Origin of the sequence: Oceanobacillus longus (genome assembly GCF_042650085.1) — a bacterium.
Taxonomy (GTDB): Bacteria; Bacillota; Bacilli; order Bacillales; family Amphibacillaceae; genus Oceanobacillus; species Oceanobacillus longus.
The window spans coordinates 21958-40295 of the sequence record NZ_JBHSAO010000011.1 but is presented as its reverse complement, the minus strand read 5'-3'; the positions used below and the strand labels follow the sequence as shown (position 1 = coordinate 40295).

Below are 18338 nucleotides of genomic sequence, written 5' to 3'. Positions count from 1 at the left end.
TTTCTCCATTAAACATATCTATAATTGGATTGAGATATAATTTCTTCCCATCTAAACATTTAAATTCTGTAATGTCTGTCGTTAATTTTTGAAACGGTATAGATGTGCTGAAACGGCGCTTCATACGATTTTTCGCTATTTTACCTACTGTACCTTTATAAGAATTATACTTTCTTGATTTCCTACCAAATTTCTTACATTTTAAATCCAGCACCGTCATGAGACGCTGAACTCTTTTATAATTGATTATATGACCTTCTTGTCTTAATTGGTCTGTGATTCTACGATAACCGTAATCACCGTTATGTTCTTTAAATTTTGCTTGAATAAGCTCTTTCATTTCTGCATCGGGGTTTACATTTTCTTTTAAAACCTTCACATGATAATGATAGCTAGATTCAGGCATACCAACTATTTGTAAGACATCTTTTAATTTGAATTCTTCTTTGAGTTCGAGTGATAACGCTGCTTGTGCTTTTCTAGATAGGACTCCGGATCCTCCTGAAAAGCTCGCAACTTTTTTAGGTATGCCACCTCTAAACGTAAAAGTTCATTTTCTCTTTCTAATTTCGGAAGAGATTTTTCTTTATCATTTCGCTTTTTCTTCGCTTCATTATTAGGTTTATTAGCCATAGAAAGCAGTCCCCTCTGTTTATCCAGGGCTCCCAAATTGCCTTCAAGAAATATCTTTTGCCATCGAGAAATCATAGATGGATTCTTTATTCCAAACTGAAGAGCTGTGTCGGACACGGAAGCACCTGTGCTCTTCATAAAGCTTAATACATCTAACTTGAATTGAACAGAGTAAACACTTTGTTTTTGTTCATTTTGCACTAATTTATTTGACCCGTAATACTTATAAATTCTTACCCAACCTCGAAGCGTAGTCGTTGGTACCTTGTATTTTTCCGCTAACCGTCTATAACTCAATTTCCCTTCAATATATTCTTCTGCGACCTTTACCTTAAAATCTTTACTGTACGTTGCCATAAACCTAACCCCCATAAATTATTTTTACTCTAACTTATGGGGGTCAGGTCAGGTTCGCGGGCGGCTGGTGAGCCTCTTCATGCTAACGCATTTCAGAGTCTCACCTATGCCTTTCCTCCCGCTGGAGTCTTCGTATATTTCCCAGAGCTGGTGTTAAGCCTACAAAAAATTAAAAGCTTAGTGATATTATATAAAAATCGTATCACAACTGTACCAGTCCGGGTGAGCGGCGGGCGGTGACTCCTGCGGGAACAGCACGTGTCCGAAGCCCCCGCAGAGTGGGTTTCTCGAGGAGGCTGAGGCCGTGCCCGCGGAAAGCATCCGCCCAGAGCGATCCCGGACGGCGACAAAAGCACACGTCTCCTGAAAATCAGCCAGCAGATACTTCGCATTTTATCTCAACTGCGAGAATTATAAAAACAACAAACATTAAAATAGCCTTATTTTTACCTGGTTTAGCAAGGTGTTTTAGTAGAGACATTCTGAGTTTATCCCAGTTATCTATTTGTGCCTATTTTACCGCTGTGAAAGTTCAGTAATTATAGACTTAAAGCTTATTATTGATCTCAGCTGACACGATCCGGTCTTTTTTATTAATATCCTGGATGGTCGTGACGTTGCTCTTCGGAAATACTTCATGGATGAGTTTATGCATTGTTTCACTTTGCTCATGTCCGATTTCAAAAGCAAGCAATCCTCTTTTTCTTATTACTTTCGGTGCTTGGCCAATAATCTTTTGATATGCTGCCAGTCCATTGTTTTCCGCAAATAGAGCTAGCTCCGGATCAAAATTTTTCACCGTATCCGATAAAGAGTGTGCATCTGCTTTTGCAATATAAGGTGGATTGGAGACGATGATATCTGCTTGGATGCCTTCACCGATCACCGGTTGCAGAAAATCGCCTTGCAAAAAGGTGACATTGGCTTGCAGCTTTTCTGCGTTCTGTTTGGCGACCATGAGGGCATATTTTGAGATGTCGGTTGCATAGATGGTTGCGTGTGGCAGTTCCAGGGCAAGGGTGATGGCTATGACACCACTTCCTGTACCAATATCAACGATGGTCAGCCGCTCGTTATCACGGTTTTCTGCATGCTGGATGACATGCTGAACAAGCTCCTCTGTTTCCGGCCTAGGTATGAGTACATGTTTATTGACAGTAAAGTCCCTGCCATAAAAACTCTCAAACCCTGTGAGATGCTGTACTGGGATACCCGTTTCTGCATGTTTTTCAATATCAGCTTGGAATCGATTGACTATATCCTGTGGGATGGGATCCTGCATCAACATGAAAAATTGCGACCTTGTTACATGTAAATGATGTTGCAGGAGGATCTCCGCGACCCGGGGCTCCCGATCATGTTTTTCTAAAAAAAGAGAAGCCCAACGAAGGACTTCAAATTGCTTAGTTGATTGTGTCATCTTATTCCCCAATCTGTTCCAGACGCTTTGCTTGTTCTTCCATGATTAATGCGTCGATAAATTCATCCAATTTACCTTGCACAATTTGATCGAGCTTCTGAATGGTAAGCCCGATACGGTGATCTGTCACACGATTTTGCGGGAAGTTATACGTACGAATTCGCTCAGAACGGTCACCAGTTCCCACTGCCGATTTTCTGTTCTCATCATACTCCGCCTGTGCTTCTTGATTGAATTTATCATATACACGGGCACGCAATACTTTCATTGCTTTTTCTTTATTTTTGATTTGAGATTTTTCATCCTGTATGGAAACGACAGTACCAGTCGGTTCATGTGTCAGACGAACCGCAGACATCGTTGTATTTACACTTTGCCCACCAGGTCCACTGGATGCAAAAGTATCCACACGAATATCCTTATCATGAATCTCCACTTCGACTTCTTCTGCTTCAGGTAAAACAGCAACCGTTGCAGTTGACGTATGGATCCTTCCCCCAGATTCTGTCTCTGGCACACGTTGTACACGATGTGCTCCATTTTCATATTTCAGTTTGGAATATACATCTTTCCCGTCAATCATAAAGATGATTTCTTTATAACCACCAACACCTGTGGAGCTTGCTTCCATGATTTCAATTTTCCAGCCCTGGCTCTCGGCATAACGGGAATACATACGATATAAATCCCCAGCAAATAATGCCGCTTCATCTCCACCCGCCGCACCGCGGATTTCCATAAATACGTTTTTATCATCATTCGGATCTTTTGGAAGCAGGAGAATTCTCATTTTCTCTTCCAACTCTTTTTTGGTGTCGTTAAGCTCATCAATTTCTGCTTTCACCATATCGTGCATATCAGCATCCAATTTATCTTCCAGCATTGCCTTCGCATCTTTCAACTGACTTGATATATCTTTATATTCACGATATACCTGAACAACATCTTCCAGGCCTGATTGTTCCTTCGAATATTCACGCAGTTTCTTCGTGTCACTTATAATTTCTGGATCACTCAGCATCTCATTCAATTTATTATAACGATCTTCCAATGTTTGTAAACGATCTAACATCACGGTCACCTCTTTCTGATTAACAGTCTAATTATAGTATAAGCAGGGTATTGTGGTCAATTGGCGGCGGATGGTTTGGGTGCGGGTGTTGGTTCGCGGGCCGGTTGGCGGAGTATAATTTTTATTTGTTGATAGGCTTTTGTGCAGATCATCGACCTGAGCGCGAAGACTGAACGCTTTTTCCGTGGATTTTTTCATATTCCCGCGAATCTGTTAGCTATATCCGCGAATTTCCATGTATTTCCGCGATTATAAGATTTTATCCGCGATTACATTGTTTATTCCGCGAATCGATATTTACTGCTCTTTGTAGTGCCGATCTTAATAAAATTTCCCTTTAACAATATTCTGCGCGCTGTATCCGGGGAATTTAATAATAAAAAGTCTCTTGCTTGTTGGTTTGTAATTGTATTTCCAATTAATAATTTATAATCATGGAGGGCATTATTATGCGCATGTTTGGAAAAAACTCCACAATGCGTACAATACCACTTCTGCTTCCATCTATTCATTGGCACGCTTTGACATTCCGGACAGAATATACCCTTTATTAAATCGCTTTTATTAAGATTATATTTATCAAGAATATTGTTGACTGGAGGGGTGTGTTGTTCCGTTAACTTGTGCGCCATTTCTTTTATTATGTGGCGATTGATAATCGGCTCAATATTTCTTCTCCAACTCCATTATTTTGAAATAAAGCTGACTGTTATGGATTACTTGTTCAGGGATAGTTACCGATGAATGCGCTGGTTTTATAATGGTACTCGGAAAACTGATTACGACAAAGGATTCAATCTCTACTTCGGGAAAGTTATGTTTTCTGAGCCATTTTTGGAGGCGAAATGTTTGTGTTTTTACTTGGGGAATAGGGTTTGGGAATCCTTCTTCTTCTTCATTGGTGCGCTTACGGATAACTTGTCCATTTGCATCGAAAATAACTGTACCTTGCCAGTTTTTCACCTCAAGGATAAGATTGTATTTCTCAAAAAGTACCAATGTATCGATTTGAAAATAACCATTATCATCTTCCAGCCTAATATTATGGAGAATGAAGAACTTGTCATAATCCAGGAAGCCGAGTGGATAATCCACTTCCTTCTCTCCAGCTATTTCTGATTTCTTTTTTTTCAGATCCGTTACTACTCTCTCTTTTTTTGGATGATAAAGGGCAATCCTACTTTCTAACGCCTCTAATTTTAACACTTCAATTAATTTGTCATGTTGCTTCACAATCATCTTATAAAATCACTCCTTTTCTTGACTACTATTTCTACAAACAAGTGCTTATTTCCTCTTTTATTTTTCAACTTAGTTGTTCATTCCGCGGATTCTCAGGATAATTCCGCGAATGTACTAACTTTATCAGCGAAAAGAAAATTTTATCCGCTAATTGGTTAATTATTCCGCGAATCATCATAAAAAAGCACCCAGGTCGGATGCTTTTCAGTCTATTTCACAGCTTTTATCTGATTTTGAATCAGGTTGCTGGTTGGTTTGTTGGGTACGTCATGGTGATGGCGACATCTTGGTTCATAGGACTCGGATGCGCCGACAAGGATGATTGGATCATCGTAGGATGCCGGATGGCCGTTAATCAGGCGCTGGGTGCGACTTGCTGGAGATCCACATACCGGGCAGATTGCATTCAGTTTGGTTACGGATTCGCTGAGTGCCATCAGCTTTGGCACCGGTCCGAATGGTTCGCCACGGAAATCTGTGTCCAGTCCTGCAGTGATTACGCGGATGCCTCTGTTCGCAAGTTCTTCTGCGATCTCAACAACTAACTCATCAAAAAATTGGACTTCATCTATTCCAACAATGTCAACATTGTGGTCAATATGGTCAAGTATTTCTACTGATTTTTGAATGGGACGAGCAATAGTGGATGTGCCGTTGTGAGAGACGACTGCTGTATCATCATAGCGGTCATCGATGGCCGGTTTGAATACGCGGACGGATAAATTTGCATAGGTTGCTCTGCGTACACGGCGAATCAGTTCTTCTGATTTCCCGGAAAACATGCTACCGCATATTACCTCCACCCAGCCGCTTTGTTTCATTACATACATGTTGGGAACCCCTCTCATCACGGTAAATTATCTTTATGTACCGTGATTAGTTTACCACTAATTTCGACATAACTATCATTTTTTTCAAATTTAAAAGTAAAAAAACAGGCAAAATATAGACATTTTGCCTGTCCTTCTAGAATTGATAAGAGCTGGGCAATCGCCTCAGCCTTCTTATTTCATATTATATTTTTTCTTGAATCGATCTACACGGCCGCCGACTTTGTCTGCTTTTTGTTTACCTGTGTAGAATGGGTGCGAATCAGAGCTGATCTCGACTTTGATTAGTGGGTAGGTGTTACCATCTTCCCATTCAATTGTTTCGTTAGATCCTCTTGTTGATCCGCTCAAGAATTTGTACTCTGAACTAGTATCAAGAAAAACTACTTTCCTGTACTCTGGATGAATATCCTTTTTCATGTTCTTCCACTCCTTTTTGCCCTGAGTCCTGAGAAACAGAGTTATTGCAAGAGACGTCATAGGTGGCATTACACCTTATCTAAACTCACATAGAAAGATTATACCAGTCTGGCAGCACGAATGCAATAGGGACAAACTTATTTTTCCCAAAGTTATGGGATAATATGTTACGGCTCTTTCCCTATTTGGACATGCCTTTTCGCTTCATTTCCTCGTCCATTGCCTGTAAAAACTCTTCATTGCTTTTTGATGCTTTTAGTCGTTTTAGGAAGCGTTCGAGGAAATCATGTGAATCCTGCATCGTTTTACGAATTGCCCACATTTTATCTAAGTGACCTTTATCAACGAGCAGTTCTTCTTTACGGGTTCCGGAACGTAACACGTCTATGGCAGGGAAAATTCTGCGTTCTGCTAAACTACGGGCAAGATGCAGTTCCATATTACCTGTACCCTTAAATTCTTCGTAAATAACATCATCCATACGGGATCCTGTTTCTACAAGTGCTGTTGCCAGGATGGTGAAACTTCCGCCTTCTTCGATATTTCTTGCTGCCCCAAAGAAACGTTTTGGACGATGGAATGCAGCTGGGTCAATCCCCCCTGAAAGCGTACGTCCACTTGGTGGGATAACCAAGTTATATGCACGGGCCAAACGTGTAATACTATCCATAAGTACGATAACATCCCGTTTGTGCTCTACTAAACGCATTGCACGTTCCAGTACAAGCTCAGATACTTTGATATGACTTTCCGGCACTTCATCAAATGTCGAACTAACGACATCCACATCCGGTGCTACGGAACGTTCAATATCTGTTACTTCTTCCGGACGTTCATCAACCAACAGAATAATCAGCTTTGCTTCGGGATGATTTTTTGAAATGCTGTTTGCAATTTCTTTAATCAACATTGTTTTACCGGCCTTTGGTGGTGCAACAATAAGGCCACGCTGTCCGAAACCGACTGGTGTCATGAGGTCCATAATTCGACTTGAAAGCCTGTGTGATTCTGTTTCTAATTTGATTACACGATCTGGATAAAGGGCTGTTAAGCCAGGAAAATGTATCCGTTCCTTTGAGGAATCCGGGTCTTCGTCGTTAACTGCATCCACATGCAATAAACCATAATAACGTTCGTTTTCTTTCGGAGGACGTACTTTACCAGATACCTTATCCCCATTTCTTAAGTCGAAACGACGGATTTGGGATGCGGAAATGTAAATGTCTTCAGCACTTGGCGAATAGTTAATGGGTCTCAGGAAACCGAACCCCTCTGAAGGGATGATTTCCAACACGCCATTCATAAACAGAAAACCGTCCTTCTCTGCCTGCGCTTTTAAAATTGCAAAAATAAGTTCTTTTTTGGTCAGTTTAGAATAGTAAGATACTTTGTATTCTTTGGCCAATGTATAAATTTCTTTTAATGTCATTGTCTCTAAATTAGAGATTGTTAATGTGTCCACTCAATCACCACGCCTATTCCTTTGATCTTTTGTTAGGAAGGTTTACCTTTTCTGCGGGAAATATTGCTGTGTTGCTTATTGATTACCGCATTTTTAACCAAGATTAATTACATAAAATAAATAATTGCTGTATAAAATTGTTTTGATTTTTCCACTTCTAATGGAAGGATGTTCTTGAAGAAGTGCAGAGTTTAACAGAAGCTTTAATAGAAGTCTCAAGATTCTTTTTTCTAATGATGGACACAGTTTTCCGTGTACAAATAGATTCGCCAAGATATGCCTGTATTAAACATATATTATATTACTCTTTTAGAAGGCAATATTCAATATCATTTTAATAAATATTAAATATTAATGCTTTATTCTTGCATTGTATGAAATGGAGAAGTTCTTTTGATAGATAGTATAGTTATAGAAAAGGAAGCCAACATACAATTGGCTTCCTTTATTCATTTAGCAATTTGGTTAAGGCTTCTCATCCTAAAAGAATATATTTACAAGGATGGTCATGGAGTAAGATTTTGAACGGCTAGCTGCAGCGACCAGGGTCTAGTGGACTTCCTGAGACCTCCGTACGATAAGTCAACATCAGTTCACTAACGTTCACTGTGTTTCCTTTATACAAGGAAGTTCAACTAAGACCGCCACATCACGTGGCAAAGTTGAACCACCCCACGTCCTGTGGGGCGCAGTCCATACGCGGGCCTGCAGGATGCAGGTCATGCCGACGTTGGTTCAGGACGAGCCGGTTTTAGTCGGCCATTCCTTTGTCCGGTCGCTTCCGCTTTTGTTATGAATTTTGAAATTGTAAAATTTCTTGTTCCGTCATTTCTTCGCGCCAGATTTTTGCCCCGAGGTTGGTTAATTTCTCTGTAATTTTTTGATAGCCTCGATCAATATGCTCCACCCCGGTAACTTCTGTAATACCATTGGACATCAGACCAGCAATCACTAGTGCAGCACCGGCACGGAGGTCGGTTGCTTTCACTCTTGCACCTTCCAACTGCACAGGTCCGGAGATAATCACAGATCCACCTTCCACCTTAATAACAGCATTCATTCTTCTTAGTTCATCAATATGTTTCAGTCTTGCAGAATAGATTGTATCTGTTACAACACCTGTACCGGTTGCTTTTGTTAATAGTGTTGTGAATGGCTGCTGAAGATCTGTTGGAAATCCAGGGTAAACGAGTGTTTTTACGTCCACGCTCTTTAATGGGCTTCTTCTGGCGATGTAAAGTTGTTCATCGCTTTCCTCTACAGTGACATCCATTTCACGTAATTTTGCAATGAGTGACTCCATATGCTGGGAAATAACATTATCAATAATAACTTCTTTTCCCTGTGCAGCAGCTGCAATTGCATATGTGCCTGCTTCAATGCGGTCCGGAATGATGGTGTGATTACATCCATGCAGCGAGGTGACACCTTCAATACGAATCACATCTGTACCTACACCTTTAATTTTTGCACCCATATTGGTAAGTAATGTTGCAACATCAATAATTTCTGGTTCTTTCGCTGCATTTTCAATTACTGTTTTACCTTTTGCCTTTACGGCAGCAAGCATGATATTAATGGTTGCACCTACACTGACCACATCCAAATAAATCCTGGCACCTCTCAGCTCTTTTGCACGCAAATAGATAGCGCCTTGTTCATTTGTGACTTCGGCTCCGAGTGCTTCAAAGCCTTTAATATGCTGATCGATAGGTCGTGGACCAAGATAGCAGCCTCCCGGGAGTCCAATAACAGCCTTATTGAACTTACCAAGCATCGCTCCCATAAAATAATAGGAGGCACGCAGCTTTTTCACCTTCCCATTCGGCAAAGGCATTGCAACCATCTTTTCAGGGTTGATTGTCATCGCCTGTCCATTGAGGGATACACTCCCACCACCAGAAGGTCACCCAATGTTTGAACATCAGAGATTTCCGGAAGTCCTTCAATGGTAACAGCTGAATCTGCCAAAATGGATGCTGGCAATAAAGCTACCGCACTATTCTTTGCTCCGCTGACTCGAACTTCGCCATTTAATTCATGGCCACCTTCAATTAACAATTTCTGCATTTGAATACCTCGTTCCTGAGAGGTTGTCCAAAGAAATATTTGAACACACGTCATTTCATGTAGTAGTTCGGTCATGGAAAAATGACAAGACCGATGTTTGTTACCAAGTACTAGAACTAACTCCTGTACTTATCATTTTCATTTTTGCCAATTTCATACAATTATTTTTGATTATTCCAATCCGCCATGAACTTTTCAATTCCTTGATCTGTTAACGGATGTTTCACAAGTGAAGACAAAACATTATAAGGAATTGTTGCAATATGCGCTCCATTTACCGCTGCATCTGTAACATGTAGTGGATGGCGGATTGATGCAGCAATGATCTCTGTGCTAATATCATGACGATCGAAAATTTCTGCAATTGTTGCTACTAATGTCATTCCGTCTTGACCGATATCATCCAGACGTCCAAGGAATGGGGATACATATGTTGCTCCTGCACGTGCAGCAAGTAATGCTTGGTTAGCATTGAAGATCAATGTAACATTTGTTTTAATGTTCAGGTCACTAAATGCTTTAACAGCTTTTAGTCCTTCCAATGTCATTGGGACTTTCACAGTAATGTTTGGTGCGATTGCAGCCAGTTCCTTACCTTCTTCAATCATACCTGCTGCATCTTCAGCGATAACTTCTGCACTTACAGATCCTACTTTTACTTCTGAAGTTATTTCGCGTAGACGTTCATGAAAAGAAACGCCTTCTTTAGCAACCAGACTAGGGTTTGTAGTAACTCCTGCTAACACTCCAAGTTCATTAGCCTGACGAATTTCCTCAATGTTTGCTGTATCAATAAAAAATTTCATGTATATTCACCTTCACTTTTCCCATATTTTTGTATGTACGTAAAAGCTGAACCAAAAGGAACAGCTTTAGACTTTATTTATTTTTGATCTTGTAGCCTTCCGCTCTTATAAAGCTTGTTGCGCAGAGCCGAATTCACGCATTTTACCTTTAACTGTTTCTTTAATTGCTTCAGAACCAGGTCCTAAGTATTTACGTGGATCATAAAGATTTGGTTTTGCGTTCAATGTTTCGCGAACTGCTTTTGCTTGAGCAAGTTGATTCTCCGTATTTACATTAATTTTTGCTGTTCCCAATGAAATTGCTTTTTTAATATCTTTTGTTGGGATTCCTGTACCACCATGTAATACTAAAGGAACTTGTACAAGATTTAGGATTTCTTCCATTTCAGCAAAGCCTAGGTTTGGTTCTCCATCATATTCGCCATGTACAGACCCTAAAGCCGGTGCAAGACAGTCAATGCCAGCTTCAGTAACAAGCTGTTTACATTCATTTTTATCCGCGTACATAACACCACCGATTACGCCATCTTCTTCTCCACCTACTGTACCAACCTCAGCTTCAACGGACACACCATGAAGATGAGCAAGCTCTACAACTTTTTGAGTTAAAGCAATATTTTCTTCTATTGGAGAATGTGAAGCATCAATCATTACAGACGTAAATCCTGCATGGATCGCTTGTGCACATTTATCAAAGCTTGAACCATGGTCTAAATGGATAGCAACCGGAACAGTCGTACCATATGATTCCATTAATGATTTTACCATTGCAACAACAACGTTAAAACCACCCATATATTTACCAGCGCCTTCAGAAACACCTAGAATAACTGGTGACTTTTCTTCTTCTGCAGCCTGCAGGATTGCTTGGATATACTCTAGATTGTTGATGTTGAACTGTCCTACTGCATAACCATTCTGTTTTCCATTTTCAAGCATTTCTTTCATAGATACTAACGGCATTGGAAAATCCTCCTTAGAACTTTTATTCATAGAGCGCGTTCAAAAATTCCGGCAAAAATGACATTGATGTTTCTAGTTTGCTTGCTACCTGTGCCTGTCACGTATTAACTTACATACATTCCACTAACAAGAGCTTGGCCACTTCGAACTTCTCGATCCTTTTATCCTCCTATTTGAAACACACTCAAAAAAACCTCATTATTTTTACTTACAGTATAAGAATACCAACTCCTACTGTTTGGCGCAACAAGTAAGGAATGTGGAAAAAAATCTTACAGCAAAATTTCTTCAACGTACACGCAAAAATCCTTTATATTAAAAGGTTTTGCAATAACTTTTTTGACCAAATTATTTTTTTCAATTTCTTCTCTAATATTTTCAGCCATACCACTCATTAATATTACAGAGATATCAATTTTCTCTTTTTCTAATATGTTTAAAACCTCTTTTCCATCAATGATCGGCAGTTTGTAATCCAAAATCATTAAATCAAATGACTTTTGATTTATTTTATCCAACGCTTCTTTACCAGTTTTCGCTAGTGAAACCCGATAACCTTCACTGGTTAAAATATCGTTTAAAAGCAAACGGATTCCTGGCTGATCATCAACGACTAATATCTCTTTTGGCATATGTATTATTTCCCCCTAATCTCGAATATCCCCCTCGTTTATTATTTCGATGTAACTCATAATAATCCTGCTTAATTTCAAATAATTTCCAAATCAGCTCATTTCAAGTATACAGAAAAGACCACTCCTCTGGAATCTTCTTCCATATGAGCGGCCATTAATTTTGTTTACTTCGTTTTACTGTTTTGTTTTACAGAAGCACCGATAAAGCCTTTGAATAAGCTTTGCGCTCTTGTAGGACGGGATGTGAACTCAGGATGGAATTGGCATGCGATAAACCATGGGTGGTCTTTTAGTTCGATTGTTTCCACCAATCTGCCATCAGGGCTTGTGCCAGAAATGATAAAGCCTTTCTCAATCATTTGTTCACGATAATCATTATTGAACTCATAGCGATGACGATGACGTTCTTCAATCGTATCTGCGCCGTTATATGCTTCTTTTGTTTTCGTACCTTCTTGCAATTTACATGGGTATGCACCAAGTCGTAATGTACCACCTAAATCAGAGATATCTTTCTGTTCAGGCAATAAGTCAATAATTGGATAGGCTGTAGTTGGATCAATTTCAGCTGAATGTGCACCTTCAAGACCTACGACATTACGAGCAAACTCAACGGATGCAAGTTGCATTCCTAGACAGATTCCGAAAAACGGAATATTATTTTCGCGGGCATAGCGAATCGCTTCGATTTTACCTTCTATTCCACGATCACCAAAGCCACCTGGAACAATAATCCCGTCCACATGTGAAAGTTCTGTCTCGATAGCTGCTTTATCTAATTGCTCTGAATTAATCCAGTGAACATTAATATCAGCATCGAAGTCATATCCTGCGTGCTTTAATGACTCCACTACAGATAAGTAAGCGTCTGGAAGCTCTACATATTTTCCTACAAGGCCAATATCTACTTTTTTACTTAAATTCCTAACTTTGGATACGAGTTTTTTCCATTCTTCCATATCTGCTTCCCCGCAGTCCAAGCCAAAATGATCACATGTTAATTGATCAAGATTTTGCTCCTGAAGTGCAATTGGCACCTGATATAATGTATCCGCATCAAGCATTTCAATAACCGCTTTTTCATTAATATCACAGAACAATGCGATTTTCTCTTTTGCTTCTTTACTGATTGGAAACTCAGTACGTAAAACGATAACGTCCGGCTGAATACCCAATGAACGTAATTCTTTCACACTGTGCTGAGTTGGTTTTGTTTTCATTTCACCGGCAACTTTAATATATGGCACAAGGGTACAATGCAAGTACATGACACTATCTCTACCTACATCACTCTTGATTTGACGGATGGCTTCAAGGAATGGCAAAGATTCGATATCACCAACCGTACCACCGATTTCTGTAATGACAACATCTGCACCTGTCGCTTCGCCAGCACGGTAAACTTGTTCTTTAATTTCATTTGTAATATGTGGAATTACTTGGACTGTCCCTCCAAGATAATCGCCACGGCGTTCTTTTCTGATTACACTTGAATAAACTTTCCCTGTTGTAATATTACTGTATTTCGTTAAATCAATATCAATAAAACGCTCATAATGTCCCAGATCCAAGTCCGTTTCTGCGCCATCAGTTGTTACAAATACTTCACCATGCTGATAGGGACTCATTGTTCCTGGGTCCACATTAATGTATGGGTCAAATTTTTGGATAGTCACTTTTAACCCACGGTTTTTCAGTAGGCGACCAAGTGAAGCAGCTGTAATTCCTTTACCTAATGAAGAAACAACTCCACCGGTTACAAATATATATTTAGTCACGATTCATCCTTCTTTCTACCTTGTCTTGTAATGTTAGTATCTTTATTATTGCTTAACAACTTAAAAATAAAATAAGAAAAGCGTTTCCCCATGATACCTGGGGAAACGCTTTGGTTTTTGAATTCAAAGAGCCCAATAAAGATTGTACTCATACTCCTTCAAAATGTCAAGCAACCCTTTTACTTCTTATCCTTATCATTATCGTCATCGGTTTCTTCTTCCAAATCTTCATCAAGATCATCATCTTCGTCAAAGTCATCATCGAAATCGTCATCATCAAGATCATCGTCATCAAAGTCATCGGCTACAACTTCTGCAATATCGTCGTCCACGATATCTAGTTCTTCGGCTTCAACAGCTTTCTTTTTCTTCTTTTTAACTTTTTTCTTTTTTGGAACTTCTGTTAACTCTTCTTCCGCCTGTTCAACCGGATACCAGCGCTTAAGTCCCCACATTCCAGAGCCAAGTGTAATAAACCTACCATCCACATTCATATCCGTATAGAACTGCGAAATATTTTCTTTCTTATGTTTCGCCGAAAATCCTTTGATTTCAGCAATTTTATCGAATAGTTCTCTGTAATTAACTGCTTTCTTTTCTTCGAATAAGATTTTAGTTGCCATTTCGATCATTGACATATCTTTTAATTCTTCGCGGCTATAATTATCCAAGCTCACGGCCATGCACTCCCTTTACTAAAATATTAAAGGCTTTTGTTACGCCCCTAGTTTATATTCATGAACTTCACGTACTTAAAATACATTCTTAACTATACCATTTTTCATTTAGAATAAACATATCTTACATTATAATCAATTATATATGCAAGACGCCAGAATGAAAGCATGAAAACTTGAGATTAAATTGATTTCACAAGTTTTCATGCTTTTTGTTTTTTTATATGGACGGATGGCTGGGAAAGCCCGCTGCACTTTTCACTTTCCGGCTAGCTCCGGCAACCAGGGGCTATTGGGCTTCCTGATACCTCCGTACGATAAGTCAACATCGGTTCCCTACGTTCACCGTGTTTCCTTTATCTCCTTCGGTCCAGTCCAGCCCATACGCCCCTAAACGGTTGCCTCCGCTTTTGAATTTGTCCAGTTTCGCGTGGGCTAGCGACTACGGGGCATAGGCAAGAGACATTCCGAGCGCTAAAATCGTGCGCTCTGCAGTCCCTTGTCTATGCCCTCCGTCGCTGGGCAAGCCCGCTGCACTTTTCTCTTTTGTCCAGCTGCGGCTCCTAGAAACTCCGGTCATAAGCAATCCACCTACAAGCGCCAAGACCATGCGCTTTTCGGTGTTTTGCTTATGCCTGCGTTTCTGAACAGTCGCCTCCGCATTTCGTTTTACATATTCCTTCTATACTGTCCGCCGACTTCATAGAGGGCGGTTGTGATTTGGCCTAGGCTTGCTACTTTGACGGTTTCGAGTAGTTCTTGGAATACGTTCCCGCCGGATGCTGCAATGTGTTTGAGTCGTTGTAATGCTTCTTCCACTTTGTCTTTGTGGGTATTCTGAAACTTTCTTAATTCGGTAATTTGATGTTCTTTTTCTTCCTTGGAAGCACGTGCCAGTTCCATGGAATCCATTTTTTCATCTGATGGTGGATTCGGATTTAGATAGGTATTGACGCCGACAATTGGAAGTTCTCCGGAATGTTTTTTACCTTCATAATACATGGACTCTTCCTGAATTTTCCCACGTTGGTATTGACGCTCCATTGCACCAAGTACCCCTCCACGGTCATTCATTTTTTCGAATTCCTGCAATACCGCTTCTTCCACAAGATCTGTCAGCTCATCCACAATGAACGAACCTTGCAGGGAGTTCTCATTTTTCGCAAGACCGAATTCTTTGTTGATGATCATTTGAATAGCCATGGCGCGTCTTACCGATTCTTCTGTTGGGGTCGTAATGGCCTCATCATATGCATTCGTATGCAATGAATTCGTATTATCCTGTATCGCTAATACCGCCTGCAACGTTGTACGGATATCATTGAAATCAATTTCCTGTGCATGCAAGGAACGGCCCGATGTCTGAACATGGTATTTCAGTTTCTGACTTCGTTCATTGGCACCATATTTATCGCGCATCGTAATTGCCCAAATCCTGCGTGCTACACGACCGATAACCGTATATTCTGGATCCAGTCCATTGGAAAAGAAGAAGGATAAATTCTGTGCAAATTTATTCACATCCATCCCCCTGCTTAAATAATACTCCACATACGTAAATCCGTTTGCCAATGTAAAAGCAAGCTGCGTAATTGGATTTGCACCTGCTTCCGCAATATGATATCCCGAAATGGAGACTGAATAATAATTACGTACATTTTTTTCAATGAAATATTCCTGAATGTCACCCATCATTCGTAATGCAAATTCGGTGGAAAAGATACATGTATTTTGGCCTTGGTCTTCTTTTAAAATATCTGCCTGTACGGTGCCGCGGATAACAGAAATGGTTTTATCTTTCAATTCCACATACTCTTTATCGTTTGGTGTGCGTCCGTTTTCCGATTTAAATACCTCTACTTGCTGATCAATTGCTGTATTAAAATACATTGCCAAAATAATTGGTGCAGGGCCATTGATTGTCATCGAAACGGATGTAAGCGGATTCGTTAAATCGAAACCAGCATACAGCTTTTTCATATCTTCAAGCGTACAAATATTTACTCCACTTTCGCCAACCTTCCCGTATATATCGGGGCGTTCCGCTGGGTCCTCCCCGTATAATGTCACCGAGTCAAAGGCAGTCGACAGTCTTTTTGCGTCATCGTTTTTAGAAAGATAGTGAAAGCGGCGGTTGGTCCGTTCCGGAGTTCCTTCACCTGCAAACTGGCGAGTTGGGTCCTCCCCTTTTCGTTTAAATGGAAAAACACCAGCTGTAAACGGGAAGAATCCCGGCACATTTTCCTTCAGCATCCATGTTAGACGTTCGCCCCAATCCTGGAATCTTGGGAATGCCACTTTTGGAATTTTAAGGCCAGATAATGATTCGGTGGTTATATCCATGTCAATTTCCTTATCTCTGATGGAAAAAGTCATTGTGTCTCCACGATAACTTTCGTTAAGAGCATCCCAGGAGTGAAGCAGTTTTTTTGCCTCGGGGTCTAATTGTTCACGATATTGATCAATTGTTTGATCAAGAACTTCTATAACCGTTGCATCTTCCAATACTTCCTTCGTTCCCTCCAGCTGATAAAGCTTTCTAGCTATATTACTCTGTTTATCAACACGCTGGTGATAGTTCCGAATATGTGTTGCGATTTCACGTAAATAGTGTCTGCGATCATTGTTAATGATGCTGTTTTGTTTCTCCGAAATAATATTTCTTTCAAAATTTATCGTTTCATCCCACTGGTATTGATCGTTCAATGTATCAATAAGTGATGCAAATAACGCATTGGTACCAGCATCATTAAACTGACTTGCAATGGTTCCATACACCGGAAATTTGTTTTTATCCTGGTGGAAAAGCATATGGCTCCGTTCATATTGTTTGCGGACCTGATTCAGGGCATCCTCTGAACCTTTTTGTTCAAATTTATTAATAACGATAAAATCTGCATAATCAATCATGTCAATTTTTTCTAGTTGTGTAGGCGCACCGAATTCCGCTGTCATGACATACATCGAAAGATTAGTGATGTCCGTGATAGCCGCATCACCCTGACCAATCCCGCTCGTTTCCACAATAATAAAGTCATAGCCAGAGGCCCTTACTACATCAATGACGTCCTGAATTGCTCTTGACAGTTCCGATCTGGAATCCCGCGTTGCCAAGGATCGCATGTAAACCCGGTCCGTGAAAATTGCATTCATGCGGATACGGTCTCCAAGCAATGCGCCACCTGTTTTCCTTTTCGTTGGATCGATGGATATGATTGCCACTTTTTTATCATCCACTTCATTCATAAAACGACGGATCAACTCATCTGTCAATGAACTTTTACCTGCACCACCTGTTCCGGTAATTCCGAGTACTGGAATATCCTTGTTTCCTTTTTCTTTTAAAGATTCGAGAACCTGCTGTTTTTCGTCTGGATCACTTTGATCGCTTTCCACGTACGTAATAAATTTTGCAATTGCCTTTCGATCGCTCTGCTGAAGTTTTTCCAAATCTTTTTCCATATCGATGGGTGGGATAAAATCAGACTGTTCAAGCATGCGGTTAATCATGCCCTGCAATCCGTATTTACGACCATCTTCCGGCGAAAAAATCCAATCCAAGCCATAGTCATGAAGTTCTTTAATTTCTCGTGGGATAATGGTACCGCCACCACCGCCATATACTTTGATGTGCTCGGCACCAAGTTCCTTCAACAGGTCAACCATATATTTAAAGTATTCCACATGTCCGCCTTGATAGGATGACATAGCAATAGCTTGAACATCCTCCTGAATAGCAGCATGAACTACTTCCTCCACCGATCTGTTATGTCCTAGGTGAATAACTTCTGCACCACTTGCCTGCAGGATTCTCCTCATAATATTGATGGATGCATCATGCCCATCAAATAGACTCGATGCGGTCACAAACCGGACAGGGTTTTTCGGTGAATACACGTTAACTTGTTCCATCACATTCATCCTCCTCTTTTTGGAAATAAAGCGACTTCATTTTTACTCCTTAACGAGCAGT

At 40.3% G+C, this 18338-nt stretch carries 14 protein-coding genes and 1 pseudogene (1 of these 15 running past the window's edge); all 15 read right to left on the bottom strand.

Annotation, left to right across the window (positions count from 1 at the left end; translation table 11 throughout):
* On the bottom strand, positions 1–340 hold the 5' portion of the coding sequence (locus ACFOUV_RS14255; RefSeq protein ID WP_449290039.1) for an IS3 family transposase. It extends 155 nt beyond the left edge of the window; 340 of the gene's 495 nt are visible here — the first part of the coding sequence; it begins with the start codon at positions 338–340; its stop codon lies beyond the left edge, outside the window.
* A gap of 89 nt (positions 341–429) precedes the next feature.
* Positions 430–990, bottom strand: coding sequence for a helix-turn-helix domain-containing protein (locus ACFOUV_RS14250; RefSeq protein ID WP_379497453.1), 561 nt, complete (start codon positions 988–990; stop codon positions 430–432).
* A gap of 547 nt (positions 991–1537) precedes the next feature.
* On the bottom strand, positions 1538–2410 hold the full coding sequence (prmC, locus tag ACFOUV_RS14245; protein WP_379497452.1) for a peptide chain release factor N(5)-glutamine methyltransferase: 873 nt from the start codon (positions 2408–2410) through the stop codon (positions 1538–1540).
* A gap of 1 nt (position 2411) precedes the next feature.
* Positions 2412–3482, bottom strand: a complete 1071-nt coding sequence (gene prfA, locus ACFOUV_RS14240; RefSeq protein ID WP_379497451.1) for a peptide chain release factor 1 — start codon at positions 3480–3482, stop codon at positions 2412–2414.
* 663 nt (positions 3483–4145) lie between these two features.
* Positions 4146–4721, bottom strand: a complete 576-nt coding sequence (locus ACFOUV_RS14235; RefSeq protein WP_379497450.1) for a nuclease-related domain-containing protein — start codon at positions 4719–4721, stop codon at positions 4146–4148.
* Positions 4722–4933: 212 nt separating this feature from the next.
* On the bottom strand, positions 4934–5554 hold the full coding sequence (locus tag ACFOUV_RS14230) for a thymidine kinase (RefSeq protein ID WP_379497449.1): 621 nt from the start codon (positions 5552–5554) through the stop codon (positions 4934–4936).
* Between the two features lie 174 nt (positions 5555–5728).
* A complete protein-coding gene (locus ACFOUV_RS14225; protein WP_379497448.1) occupies positions 5729–5974 on the bottom strand; it encodes a type B 50S ribosomal protein L31 in 246 nt (81 codons plus the stop codon).
* A 181-nt stretch (positions 5975–6155) separates the two neighbouring features.
* Positions 6156–7436, bottom strand: a complete 1281-nt coding sequence (rho, locus tag ACFOUV_RS14220; protein ID WP_379497447.1) for a transcription termination factor Rho — start codon at positions 7434–7436, stop codon at positions 6156–6158.
* Between the two features lie 790 nt (positions 7437–8226).
* A pseudogene (locus tag ACFOUV_RS14215) lies at positions 8227–9506 on the bottom strand (UDP-N-acetylglucosamine 1-carboxyvinyltransferase).
* 161 nt (positions 9507–9667) lie between these two features.
* Complete coding sequence (gene fsa / locus ACFOUV_RS14210; RefSeq protein ID WP_379497446.1) at positions 9668–10312, bottom strand: fructose-6-phosphate aldolase; 645 nt, start codon at positions 10310–10312, stop codon at positions 9668–9670.
* A gap of 105 nt (positions 10313–10417) precedes the next feature.
* Entirely contained in the window at positions 10418–11275 is an 858-nt protein-coding gene (fba, locus tag ACFOUV_RS14205; protein WP_379497445.1) for a class II fructose-1,6-bisphosphate aldolase, read from the bottom strand.
* Between the two features lie 272 nt (positions 11276–11547).
* Positions 11548–11907, bottom strand: a complete 360-nt coding sequence (locus tag ACFOUV_RS14200) for a response regulator (protein ID WP_379497444.1) — start codon at positions 11905–11907, stop codon at positions 11548–11550.
* 167 nt (positions 11908–12074) lie between these two features.
* Positions 12075–13688, bottom strand: coding sequence for a CTP synthase (locus tag ACFOUV_RS14195; RefSeq protein ID WP_379497443.1), 1614 nt, complete (start codon positions 13686–13688; stop codon positions 12075–12077).
* Positions 13689–13867: 179 nt separating this feature from the next.
* On the bottom strand, positions 13868–14365 hold the full coding sequence (rpoE, locus tag ACFOUV_RS14190; protein ID WP_379497442.1) for a DNA-directed RNA polymerase subunit delta: 498 nt from the start codon (positions 14363–14365) through the stop codon (positions 13868–13870).
* A 669-nt stretch (positions 14366–15034) separates the two neighbouring features.
* On the bottom strand, positions 15035–18277 hold the full coding sequence (gene icmF, locus ACFOUV_RS14185; protein WP_379497441.1) for a fused isobutyryl-CoA mutase/GTPase IcmF: 3243 nt from the start codon (positions 18275–18277) through the stop codon (positions 15035–15037).
* Positions 18278–18338 lie beyond the last annotated feature (61 nt).